A 12,078-nucleotide genomic window follows, 5' to 3' on the forward strand; every position below is an offset into this window, starting at 1 on the left:
CACCTGCCCGCCAACCCTTCTGCCCGATGCGATGCGTTCCGGGCGACAGGTCGTGCCCGGTCACAACAGCGCTCAGCTCGCGCTCGAACCCCTCCAGGATCGCCTGCTTGTTCCAGCGCGCCGCCGCTCGCGCCTGGGCATTCTCACCCAGTCGCGCGCGCAGCGGTGCGTCCTCGATCAGCCGGATGATGGCATCGGCAAAGGCCGGCGCATCATGCGGCGGCACGATCAGCCCGCAGTCGCTGAGTTCGCGGCCAAGATCCGTGTTCGGCGCAACCGTGGCCACCACCGGGCGTCCCGACGCCAGCATGTTCGGCAGTTTGGACGGCAGCACCAGATCGGCCACCCCGGCGATCTGTGGCAGAACGTGGATCGTCGCCAGTCCCAGGAGATCGCCGAGCCGCTCCGCCGGCTGCAGGTCGAAGAACCTCACGTTGTCACAGTCGCCAACGCTGTCGACCAATTCCTGGCGCCGCGGGCCATCACCGCAGATCACGAACATCAGGTCGTCGCGGTGCGCCAACAGGCGCGCCGCCTGCGCGATGATCTCCACCCCCTGCTTGGCGGCGATATTGCCCGAATATAGCGCGACGAACGGCCGTGCGATTTGCCATTCCACGCGATAGGAGGACGGCCGCTCGATAGGCGTCACATCGGGCCGCGCCCAGTTGGGAAACTCGACAATGCCCTGCGGCGAAGCGCGCGCCATCGCCAGATGCCGGCACATGGCGGGCGAGATGCTGCTTACCCGGTCGCCACGCAGCGCCAGCCGCTGCACGACCTGCGCCAGGCCCTTCACCCAAAGCGATCGGCCGATCTGGCCCGTAGCGATCGCCATTTCCGCTTCAAGGTCCTGCACATGAACCCAGAGCGGGAGCCGGAAAAGCTTGGCACAGATGCTGGCGCCCGCCGCCGCCAGTGCGGATGGAATGATCGCCACCATTGCGTCGGGTCGCCGTCGCACCATCAGTACGCCGACGATCAGCAGGGCCAGTACGGCAAAGCTCAACAAATGAACCACGCGCCGGATGGTTGTTGGTACAGACGGCACATAATAGGGCAGGCGAATAACTCGGACGCCATTTTCGACCGTCCGCCATATTCGCAGTCGTTGATAACGCGACGTGACTTTCCAGTGCGGATATGAAGGTACGCCACACACCACGCGCACCTCATATCCTGCCTGCGCGAGAGTCTCGGCCATGCCGGTGGTACATGGACCGACCCCTATTGGCTCTGGCGCATAGTTCGGCCCGACGATCAATATACGATGCCGTTTCGTCATGGCCTTAGAGCCGGAATTACGTCCGGGTTGATACTTAGATACCCCGTTGAAGCCCCCTTCTTCATCGGTTCTCCCCCCATATTCGCTGTTTTTTATACGAACATCTATCGTTCTTCCTGTTTGCTTAAGACATGTCTATCCGGCATTTACTAATCCAGATCAACAAAAAGCATTGAGGCGGCAGGGATAAAGCTCAGTCGACGCGTGCTGCTTGACCCGGAAACAGGATCTCCATAGCGGCCTGCCGCTTCGTGGGTTGGCAGGGTCGGGGATGATCAGGACGTCAGTGTTGATGATCATGGCATGCGCCGCCAGCGCCCCTGCCTGGGCGCAAGGCCGTGATCCCGCTCCCGATCAGCAGGAGACTGCCGACATTCTGGTCACGGCGGAACGGCGGGAGGAGCGCGCGCAGGACGTGCCGATCGCGCTTTCGGTCGTGACCTCGGACGCGCTGGAACAGCGGGGCATGGCCAATCTGGACCGGATCGGCGCGGCGGTGCCCAATCTTTACCTTGCCCGCAATTTCGGCACCAGTTCGGGCGCGCTCGTCTTTCTGCGCGGCGTTGGTGAAGGAGATTCGATCTTCACCAATGATCCGCCGGTCGGAATCTACGTCGACGACGTGATCCTGCCGCGCTCCACCGGCTCGTTGCTCGATCTGGTGGATGTGGATCGTGTGGAGGTGCTGCGCGGCCCGCAAGGTACGCTGTACGGGCGCAACACCAGCGGCGGCGCGATCAGGCTGGTGATGAAGCGGCCATCGCTGGACCGGGCAAGCGCAGTCGCTGACATCGCCGTGGGAAGTTACGGGCGTACCGACGCCAGAACCGCCGCGAACATTCCGGTGACGGACACGATCGCGCTGCGCGTCTCCGCCATCGCGCGCCACCAGCAAGGCTGGGGGCGAAATCTGACGAACGGTGCGCGGGTGAACGGCCAGGATCTTCTGGGCGCGCGCGCCGCGATCCTCTGGGCGCCATCGCCTGCGGCGACGATCTACGCGACGCTTGATCTCACGCGGGATCGATCCGGTCCCCGCTTCCCGCAGCGCTTCGCGCCCGATCCCGAGCGGCCGGGGCGGTACACGAACACCATCCTGGCGCCGGATGGCGACATCGACGCCTTCCCGTCCGCCGATACCGATCCGCTCAACAGCACCGACACCGGCGGCGCGTCGCTGCGGGCCGACTATCGCTTCGCCGGCGCGACGCTTACCGCGATCACCGGCTATCGCTGGCTGCAATCGCGCATCGGCTTCGATCAGACCGCCAATCCGCCGGGCAGCGGCGCGAACGTGATCCTGCTGCAGGATCAGGATCAGCACAGCTTCAGCCAGGAGGTGCACCTGGCCGGCGACGCCGTCGCCCACCGGGTCGAATGGCTGGTCGGCGGATATTATTTCAGCGAGCATAACGATCAGCTCACGGCGGTCAGCCTTGCCACCCCCACCGGTCCGGACGCGCGCTTCCGCAACGCGGATTTCTTCAATGCGCCCTCGCGCGGCGCCGGCACGAGCGGCAATTGGTCGCCCTATGAGCCGCGGCTCGACAGCAGCAGCTATGCCCTGTTCGGCTCGGCCACCATGGCGCTGGGCGATCGCACGCGGGTTACCGCCGGGCTGCGCTACACCAACGAGAGCAAGCGCTATGCCGTGTCCTTCCTGTCCGCGCCGGATGTCGTGCTGGCGCTGCCCGATGGCCGCCCGGCGCGGCGCCGCATCGCCAGCCGCTGGACCGATCTGTCGCCCCGCCTGACGGTGGATCATCGCCTGGAGATCGGCGGAGCCGCGGGCGAGGCCATGATCTACGCTCTCGCCTCCAAGGGCTTTCGCAGCGGCAGTTTCGACGGGCGCGCGCGCAACGTAGACTTCGTGATGAACCGCCAGGGCGCGATCGCCCCGGAAACCGTGTGGAATTACGAGGCCGGGGTGAAGTCGGATTGGCTGGATCGCCGCCTGCACCTCAACGCCACTTATTTCGTCAACGATTATACCAACATCGCCTTTTCAGCGTCGCGCACCACGGCCGGCCCGCCCGACATCTTTCGCCAGAATGTCGGCGACGCGCGGATTCAGGGTCTGGAAGTGGAATGGAGCGCGCGGCCATTGCCCGGGGTGGAGATCGGCGGCTGGGTGGCCACGCTTGCCGATCGGTTCACCCACCTCGCTTCCAGCCCCGGCTGCACCGCCTTTGTGCCGGACGAGCGGGATCTGGACCTGCGCTTCACTCCTGCCCTGCGCTATCAGGTGCGGGCAAGCGTCACGCAGCAGGTCGGCGCCACGCGCCTGCGGGTGGGCGGGGATTATAGCGCCTCCTCCCCCTATTCGATCGCATTGTGCAACGAGCCGCAGCACCGCGTTACCAATGCATCGCAGATCAACGTGCAGGTGGGCCTCGACTGGCGCGATTGGGGCGTGCAGGTCACCGCCACAAATCTGGCAGACCGTCGCTACAACACTGGAAGTGTCGGATCGATCGGCTATCCGGCCGCGCCCCGCGAATGGATGCTGCGGATCAGCCGCGAATTCTGATCGCAGCGGAAGATCGCTAAACGGCCATTTGTCAACTCAGGTATAATACCTACGTCGAAAACCGTATGACTCGAGAAACAATCGACTCGTCGCTAAGTGATTGTGACGAATCGCTTCTTTTTCCCTTGCGCGCTGGCCACGAGCAAAGGGGTCAATATGCGCGTTTTAACTTCTGCGGTTTTCTTGCTTCTCGCCACGCCAGCAATGGCTGGACCGGTCAAGTCTTCGGCATCTAAGAATATCAGTCTGAGCCGCAGCCCGTTAATGGGCGTTAACCTTTCGGGTTGTGAGTTCGTGGACAATGGGGCGCTTTGCCCCACGGTTTCGGCAATCAACACCTATATCGACAAAGGCTTTAATGCTTTCCGTATTCCGTTCCGCGGGAAGCAGGCCAGTAATCCCGCCGTCATCGCCAGGATCAAGGCTGCCGCCGATGCGGCTGCCGCACGCGGCGCCTATGTCATTCTGGACCGCCACGATTACGGCAACACTTTCGACGCGGCCGGCGCGGCTTGGTGGGCCGGAGTGATGAAGAACTTCCCGGACGATCGCCACGTCATGGTCGACACGATGAACGAGCCGAAGACCGGCCGTTCCTATGAAAAGGACTCCAAGGGCAAGTCCTACGCCACCGACGTGAACGAAGGTATTGCGGCATTCCGCAAGGCCGGCCTCAAGCATGTGCTGCTGATCGAATGGCGGCACTGGGCCGGCATGCAGAACTTCAACAAGAACGAAGCGTCGAACAAGCCGTGCAGCAGCCCGGCCTGCTCGTTCGACCGCGCCGGCGGGCTGAAGGATCCGCTGGGTCGCACGATGATCTCGGGCCACCGCTATCCGGATTCGGATGGCTCGGGCACCAGCGCAACGTGCGTCAACACCACCGCCTCCAAGCTGATCGGCAACACCACGGCAGCGGCCCAGGCGCGTGACCTGAAGGTGTGGGTCGGCGAGTTCGCCTTCGGCAACGCGAAGAGCATGAGCTCGACGTGCAAGGCGGTCGGTCAGGACATGGTCCGCTACATGCGCTCCCTGCCCAAGACTTATGTCGGCGTCAGCTGGTGGGGCGGCGGCAACGGTTGGAAGGAAGACTATCACTACAAGGTAGAGCCCAAGAAGGGCACTTTCGCCTCCGCCGCCGACAGCGATTACCTGAAGGTGCTGGTGGGCAAGTAAGGTGGCAATCACCCTGTCCTTCACTGGTCCCGGCACGCGCGCCGGGGCCAGGTCCGTCCGTCCCAATCTGATACTCGCTGCGCTGGCATCGGCAACATTGCTGGCCGGCTGCGGGAGCCAGAGCGAATTGCCCGAGCGCCAGGGCATTGTCGTGGTGCGCGGCGCAAGCGCGCTGGCGTCCAGCCCGCAAGGGCAGGTCCAGGCCGCGGACGCCGGTACGGCGGCCTTCGCCTTCTCCGATCTCGGCGGCACTGACGTCGCCGAGCCGTTGGTCCCGGATGTGCCGGCGGTCGAGGATGCAGCGCAGGAGGCGGCGGTCGCCGCCGTCCGCGATGCCGATCCCTATCGCATGGAAGCAGTGGATCCGGCGGCGCTGGCGGAGGCCGAGGCGGCGGGGTGAGCCACTGGTGTGCGGGCGGGGCTCATGCTCCGCCCAAACATCGCCCCGGATGGCACGGCGGCGTGGAACGGCGGCGCGGCTGCCATGCCGGATCGCCATGGCGTACAGGACGATCTTTCGTTGTGCGCGGCCGCTATCCCGGTAGCTTCGGTTGGCAGAATAGCCAGCCGGAGAACCGACGATGCTCGACCATATCGACCGGAACATCCTTCGGGCGCTCCAGCGCAATGGCCGCATCACCAATCAGGAGCTGGCGACCCAGGCCGGCATTTCTCCCTCGGCCTGTTTCGATCGCCTGCGCAAGCTGCGCGAGCAGGGATATGTCAGCGACATCGTCGCCTTGCTCGACCCGCAAAAGCTCGACCGCGCGCTTCTCGTCTTCATCGAGGTGATGCTGGATCGCACCACCAGCAACGTGCTGGAGGATTTCGCGGCGGCGGTGCGCGACATGCCGGAGATCCTCGAATGCCACATGGTCGCCGGCGGGTTCGACTATCTGCTGAAGGCGCGGGTGGAGGACATGGCCGCCTATCGCACCTTCCTTGGCAATTCGCTGTTCCACATGACGGGGATCCGCGAAACGCGCACCTTCGCCGTGCTGGAGGAGGTGAAATACACCACCGCGCTGCCGATCTGAGCGCCCCGGTAACGAGGCGCCCGGATCGGGCGCGTCGATGTTGGCGTCAGGGCGCCGTGGACGGCTGGGCCGCGGTGGCGAACGGCGGCTCCTGCGGGATCACCGGCGGAGACACCGGCGTCGGCACCACCTGCTTCTCGCGCTCCACCATCGCCGCCACGTCGGCGAGCAGCTTGGGAGCGTCATACACGATGCCGTCCTTGATCGTGTGGCGCACGCCGCCGATCCGCTCCTGCTTGTTGGTCTGCGAATTCAGCCGGACGTAGCCGGTGCCGTACAGCGTCTTCAGGTTCGCCAGCGGGTTTTCCGGCACGATCACCAGATCGGCCAGCATCCCGCGCCGCACCGCGCCAAACTCCGGCTCCAAACCCTTGGGCTCCATCAGCGTCTTGGCGCCATTGACGGTCGCCGCGCGGAAGATTTCCAGCGGCGTCAGCCCGGCTTCCTGGTACAATTCCAGTTCCTCGACATAGGCGAAGCCATATACTTTGTAGATGAAGCCGGAATCGGTGCCCACCGTCACCCGGCCGCCGATCTGGTTGTAATCGTGGATCAGCTGAAAGAAGTTCTTGTAGAAGCCCTTCCAGTTGGTCTCGATCTGGCTGGTCCAGTCGAAGAAATACGAACCATGATTATCGCGGGTGGACTGGAAATAGTTCCACAGCTGCGGCGTGGTATATTTTCCCTGCCAATCGGCATTGCGGGCGCGCATCAGATCGCGCGACGCGGCATAGATGTTGAACGTGGGGTCGAAGGTGACGCCGTTTTCCTTCTGCTCCTTCAGGTAATCCCACCATTCGGGGGAGCCGACATCATAGATCTCGTCCTTGATGTCCGCGACCTGTGCGAAACGGTGCAGCTCGTTGTAGAAATTATAGTCGGGCGTGAACTTCTGGATCGTGTGATCCTTCAGCAGCGATTCCATGTGCCCGTAAAAATGGGTGATCGTGTCGAGCCCGGCGCGCCCGGCGATGATGCCGTTGAAGTTCGACACGCCCGTCTGGCTGAGGTGCGCCACGGTGCCCATCTTGTTCTTGTGCGCCTCGTCGATCGCGGCGGTCATCACCGCCGGCGTCTCGTCCTCGCGCCCGAAGAACTTGATGCCGTCGATGTCGTTCTTCGCCGCCCAGCGCACCCATTCGCGCGCCTTTTCGGGGCTGGAGATGCGCCCGCCGGACCAGCCGGCGCCCAGCGTCTGGTAATTGAAGATGCGCGGTGCCGCGATCTCGTTGCGCGCTGACCGTGCCTTTTCGCTGCTGGTGAAGGCCGGTGCCGCTAGCGAGACGCCGCGCACCGTGGTCACGCCATGCCCCAGCCACAGCTTATAGGCATAGGAGGCGTCAGGCGCCTTGTCCTTGCCGGGCAAGTGGGTGTGCAGGTCGACGAAGCCGGGCAGCACATACATGCCGGTGGCATCGATCTCCTGGTCGAAATCCTGCGGTGCGCGGTTTTGCGCCGCCGGCATGCCCGGCCAGCCGGCCTGGCGGATGTCGGCGATGCGATTGCCTTCGATCACGATGTCGACCGGCCCGCGCGGAACCGATCCGGTCCCGTCGATCAGCGTGACGCCGCGGATAACAAGGCGGCGGAACGGCCCCGCGCCCTCGCCGGCCGCGCGCGCCGGTGCTGCGCCCGGCTGGTTCCCGGCGGGCGCGGCGGCGGCGGCGCCGCGCGGCGCCTTTTCCTCATGCGCCAGCGCCGGGCCGGACAGCGCAACGCCGGCGGCGGTGGAAAGCATCAGCAGGCGGGTGGTGAATCGGCGGAACAATGCCATGGTCGATCCTTGAGAAATTGGCTGGGTCATGGCGCGGCGCATCAGAAGCGCCGCATCAGGTTGAGCCCATAGGTGCGCGGCGCGAGGCTCACGGCATTGGTGATGCCGCCGGAGTTGGCGCTGGAGCTCATCTGGTTGATGGCGGTGTCGTCGAACAGGTTGTTGGCGAACAGATACACCCCCCAGTCACTGTCCACGCCCTCGATGCCGAAGCGCAGGTTGACGATCTCATAGGACGGGATCTTGCGGCGGTACACGTCCGTTGGGCTCAGCGTGCTGTAGAAGGAGCCGACGTGGCTCGCATCGAGGCGGGCGGTGCCGGTCAGCGTGTCGGACAGCGGCCGCTTGTAATCCAGCGAGGCGGATGCGGTGATCCGCGGCACGTTCGGTATACGGTCGCCGCGCCGGCCGGTCGCCACCACGAAGTCGCTGACCTGGTCCTCCGACAGCTTCGCATCGGTATAGCCGAGCGCACCGCTCAGGGAGAGGCCTTGGAGCAGGTTCGCCGAAAGCTCCGCCTCCGCGCCCCAGACGCGCGCCGCGCCGGCGTTGGAGATCAGGCCGAACACCGATCCGGTGCCAGCCGTGCGCGCGGACACCTGCAGATTGTCCCAGTCGATGCGATAGCCGGCAAGGTTCAGGTACACGCCGCGTGCCAGCGTGGTCTTCGCGCCCAGTTCGTAATTCCAGAGGCTGTCGGACGTATAGGCCGCGCGCTCCGCTGGTAGGCCGATCACCTGGTTCACGCCGCCGGGACGGAAGCCCTGCGCCGCCTGCGCATAGAACAGGAGGCGGGTGGTCGGCTGCCACGACACGTTGAACTTGTAGATCAGTCCGTCTTCTTCGTAATTCGCCTCGGTATAGGGCGTCACGCGCGAGCTGTAGTGGATCTGCCCGACGTCGATCCGCCCGCCGACCTTGCGCTCGAAATTGAAATAGCGCGCGCCCGCCGTCAGCGTCAGCTGGTCGGCCAGCTTGTAGCTGAGCTCGACATAAGCGGCCTTCTGGCGCAGCTCGTCATTGATCGTGCGGTCATAGGCGATCGCGCCCGGCGTCGACGTGCCGTACACCGCGCCCGTCTCCGGGCTGGCGACCAGCAACAGCGATCGCACCTCGGTGTCGCGGCTCTCCAGGAAGCCGCCCACCGTCCACTGGAACGGGCTGTCGTTGGTGGAGCTGAGGCGCAGCTCGTGCACCCAGTTGCTCAGCGATTGCGGCTGGTACAGCGCCGATGATTGCAGCGGCACCGTGGCGTTGAAATATCCGGTGAGCTGGTCCGCGCTGCACTGCGTGGTGTTCGCCGCCGAGGTGATGCCCAGCAGGTAGCGGCGGCACCCCTCGCGCGTGCCGGTGGAGTTCAGCACGTTGACGAAGCGGCCGTCGGAATTCTGCACCGTGCCGACGCGGCCGTTGAACGTATCGCTCACGTCATAGGTGCGGATGAAGTCGCGATCGACATAGCTGGTCGATCCCGTGACGCTGAAGGCGCCGAAATCGTAGCGGATCGTGCCGTTGAAGATCCGGTTCTCGTCCTCGTTGATGTTGTCCGCATGCATGTTGCTGGCGAAGTCGAAGCCGTTGGCACGCGAGAAGTCCGGTCGCCACAAGGGGATTGGCGCATCGACATGTTCGTAGCTGGCCGAGAAGTCGACGGTCAGCTCCTCGGTCGGGGTGATGCGCAGCAGCGCCCGCCCGCCATAGCTTTCGCCGTCGTTGATGTTCTTGACGTTGCGCAGGTAGCGCGGGTCCGCGCTGGTATCCACAACATTGCCCGCGTTGGGATCGTCGGTCAGGATGATGTTGTCGACGTATCCGGCGAACTTGTTGTAATTGCCCACCACGCGCAGCGCGATCTTGTCCTCCACGATCGGCAGGTTGATCATGCCGTCGAGCGAGAAGCCCTGGCCGCCACCTTCGACGGTGGTCATGTTGCCGCTGAACGCCGCCTCCAGCCGATCGGCCTTGGGCTTTTCGAAGATGATGCGCAGCGTGCCGCCCATCGATCCCGATCCGAACAGCGTGCCCTGGGGCCCGCGCAACACTTCGGCGCGCTCCACGTCGAACAGGCGGAAGTCGGGCGTGCTGCCGCCGGAATCGGAAGTGGTGCCGACCGATCCGGAGACCGGCGTTTCATCATAATAGACGCCCACCGTCGGTTCGCCGGCGGAAGTGATGCCGCGGATCAGCACGCGCCGGCTGCCCGGCCCGCTATCCACGATGCGCAGCGACGGCGCGGTGCGCGTCAGCTCGGTGAAGCTGGTGGTGCCGGACGCCGCCAGCGCCTCGCCGGACGTCGCCGAAATGGCGATCGGCGTATCCTGGATGCGCGTGTTGCGGCGAAGCGCCGTAACGACGATCTCGCCGTCCGCCCCCGCTTCCTGCGCCGCAGGTGCCGCCGCGGCGGTGTCGGGCGCGTCCTGCGCCGCGGCCAGCGCCGGTGTGAAAGCCATCGCTCCACAAAGCAGGAAAGCGCGCGCGCCCGACAGCCGCCGGGCGGCCCTGTTCGATGCCACCATGTAATCCCCCTTTTCAGCCCCGTCGCACCGGCTTCGCGCCTTGGTTTTCTGCAACGATGCTACGCAGCCTATGCCGAACACGACCGAAAGTGCTGCGTTTTTACGTCCATTCAAACGAATTATTGCGTTTGGCATGTCGTTTCGGCGAAAGAATGTTCGCTTCTGCAATGGCCGGCCGGAAAACTGTCGCTCCTTGGGCCCAAGCACGGCAGGATCGCCGGAAAGCCTCGCAGTCGCGCGGCGAGCGAAGGGAATGCAGCCATGTTGATCCGTGATGCCCGGCAGGAGGACGGTCCCGCGATCGCCGCGATCATCATGCCAACCATTGCCGAGGGCGCGACCTATACGCTCGATCGCGACCTCAGCGAGGCGGACGCGCTTTCCTATTGGCTGGGCGCGGACAAGGAGACGTTCGTGCTGGAGAACAATGGCGACGTCATCGGCACCTTCTACATTCGCGCCAACCAGGCGGGCGGCGGGCGGCATGTCTGCAATTGCGGCTATATGACCAGGGGCGATGCCGGGGGCCGGGGCGCCGGCCGGTTCATGTGCGAACAATCCATGATCATCGCCCGCGCGCGCGGCTTCCGCGCCATGCAGTTCAACTTCGTGGTCAGCACCAACGAGGGCGCCGTCCGGCTGTGGCAGCGCCTGGGCTTTGCGGTCGTCGGTCGCCTGCCTGGCGCCTTCGATCACCCGCGCCATGGCTTCGTCGACGCGCTGGTGATGTTCCGCGACCTTTAGCCGCGTCGCCGGGCGGAGCCTGAAGCGGAGCGGGGAGGTTCAGATCAGCGCGCCGGCGATCCGCCGCATCCGGTTCCTGATCGTGACCGAAACCCGCTTGTCGCGCCACGATCCCCAGCAAAGATGGATGCCGATCGTCCCTTGGTCGATGTGGTGCAGCAACCCCTTCGCCTTTGCATCGGGAAAGAAGACGGACTGGTCCTTCACCGTCACGTCGGGATAGCAGCCTTCATGATCGCGCAGAAAGCGTGACAGGCCATGCGGGCCGCTGATTTTCATCAGCTCATATTCGGTCATCCGCCCGTCCAGCACCTGGGCGAAGATGTGCCGGATCATGTCGCCGAACAGGGGATAGCCCTGCGCCGCGGCGAAAAAGGCATTGCCCACCCGAAACGGCTGGTCGGCGGTCAGGCGCCCGTCGCGCATCGTCCCGACCTCCAGCCCGAAAAGGCAGGGCGCCTGCATCAGCGCGTCGCCAAGGGGCCGCAGCAGCTTGTAGTCGGTGTCCATGTACACGCCGCCATGCACATGCATGTACGCCAGCCGCGCGATATCGGCCTTCATCACGCCGCGCTTGATCGCGCGATAGGTGTGGGCATGTTCGGGAAAGTGGCGGACGATCAGCGCCTCGTTATCGGCATCGTCCCACAGGCGCAGGTCCCATCCGGGCAACAGCCGGGCGGCGCGCCTCACCAGATGGCGTTCCTCCCAGCTGATCTGCCGGGTCCGCGCCGTCTGGTGAAGGATCTTGGGGATCATCACCGTCTCTCCGCGATGAAGTGCCGCGCCTCTCCTGCTGGCGTTGTGCAGCCGGCCTCCGGCGGCGCGCGCACCTTGCCGGTTCGCGTCTTCCGCGCAGCGGGCGCTGGCCCGCCGCCATCGACATGCTGGCCTGATCCTGAAGCGCCGCGCGGCCGGATGGTAGCGCGCAGGAATACCTAGGGGCGTATCGCGAAGCCGGGCTGCCGCCGCGCCGGGGCGCTAGCGCTCGGCCCGCCGCGCCTCCCGCCACATCG

General features: G+C 65.0%; 9 protein-coding genes. 5 read left to right on the forward strand and 4 right to left on the reverse strand.

Features of this window, described 5'->3' with window-relative positions; all coding sequences use genetic code 11:
• Positions 1 to 1,285, reverse strand: a 1,285-nt coding sequence (locus AX702_RS09350; RefSeq protein WP_156455425.1) for a WcaI family glycosyltransferase, incomplete at its 3' end; no start/stop codon positions are given.
• 271 nt (positions 1,286 to 1,556) lie between these two features.
• On the opposite strand from AX702_RS09350, the gene AX702_RS09355 reads away from it, so the two are divergent.
• The 4 genes from AX702_RS09355 to AX702_RS09370 all read left to right on the forward strand — a co-directional run bounded on the left by AX702_RS09355 (position 1,557) and on the right by AX702_RS09370 (position 6,028).
• On the forward strand, positions 1,557 to 3,815 hold the full coding sequence (locus tag AX702_RS09355) for a TonB-dependent receptor (RefSeq protein WP_066778748.1): 2,259 nt from the start codon (positions 1,557 to 1,559) through the stop codon (positions 3,813 to 3,815).
• Positions 3,816 to 3,917: 102 nt separating this feature from the next.
• Positions 3,918 to 4,991 carry a cellulase family glycosylhydrolase gene (locus tag AX702_RS09360; protein ID WP_156455426.1) on the forward strand — a complete coding sequence of 358 codons (1,074 nt, stop codon included), beginning with the start codon at positions 3,918 to 3,920 and terminating at the stop codon, positions 4,989 to 4,991.
• Position 4,992: 1 nt separating this feature from the next.
• Complete coding sequence (locus tag AX702_RS09365; RefSeq protein ID WP_066778752.1) at positions 4,993 to 5,391, forward strand: hypothetical protein; 399 nt, start codon at positions 4,993 to 4,995, stop codon at positions 5,389 to 5,391.
• 181 nt (positions 5,392 to 5,572) lie between these two features.
• Positions 5,573 to 6,028 (forward strand): Lrp/AsnC ligand binding domain-containing protein, encoded by a 456-nt coding sequence (locus AX702_RS09370; protein WP_066778753.1) that lies wholly within the window; start codon positions 5,573 to 5,575, stop codon positions 6,026 to 6,028.
• 46 nt (positions 6,029 to 6,074) lie between these two features.
• Here AX702_RS09370 and AX702_RS09375 read toward each other — a convergent pair whose 3' ends face one another.
• Together AX702_RS09375 and AX702_RS09380 are read right to left on the reverse strand one after the other, a co-directional pair.
• Positions 6,075 to 7,802: an amidohydrolase family protein gene (locus AX702_RS09375; RefSeq protein ID WP_066778755.1), complete on the reverse strand. Its 1,728-nt coding sequence runs from the start codon at positions 7,800 to 7,802 to the stop codon at positions 6,075 to 6,077.
• Between the two features lie 41 nt (positions 7,803 to 7,843).
• Positions 7,844 to 10,252: a TonB-dependent receptor gene (locus AX702_RS09380; RefSeq protein ID WP_082746170.1), complete on the reverse strand. Its 2,409-nt coding sequence runs from the start codon at positions 10,250 to 10,252 to the stop codon at positions 7,844 to 7,846.
• Positions 10,253 to 10,579: 327 nt separating this feature from the next.
• Here AX702_RS09380 and AX702_RS09385 point away from each other — a divergent pair, with 327 nt between their 5' ends.
• Positions 10,580 to 11,062: a GNAT family N-acetyltransferase gene (locus AX702_RS09385; protein WP_066778759.1), complete on the forward strand. Its 483-nt coding sequence runs from the start codon at positions 10,580 to 10,582 to the stop codon at positions 11,060 to 11,062.
• A gap of 39 nt (positions 11,063 to 11,101) precedes the next feature.
• Here AX702_RS09385 and AX702_RS21595 read toward each other — a convergent pair whose 3' ends face one another.
• Positions 11,102 to 11,821 carry a glycosyltransferase family 32 protein gene (locus tag AX702_RS21595; protein ID WP_082746169.1) on the reverse strand — a complete coding sequence of 240 codons (720 nt, stop codon included), beginning with the start codon at positions 11,819 to 11,821 and terminating at the stop codon, positions 11,102 to 11,104.
• Positions 11,822 to 12,078 lie beyond the last annotated feature (257 nt).

It is taken from the genome of Sphingomonas sp. CCH5-D11 (assembly GCF_001557395.1).
In the GTDB taxonomy this organism is placed as follows: Bacteria; Pseudomonadota; Alphaproteobacteria; order Sphingomonadales; family Sphingomonadaceae; genus Sphingomonas.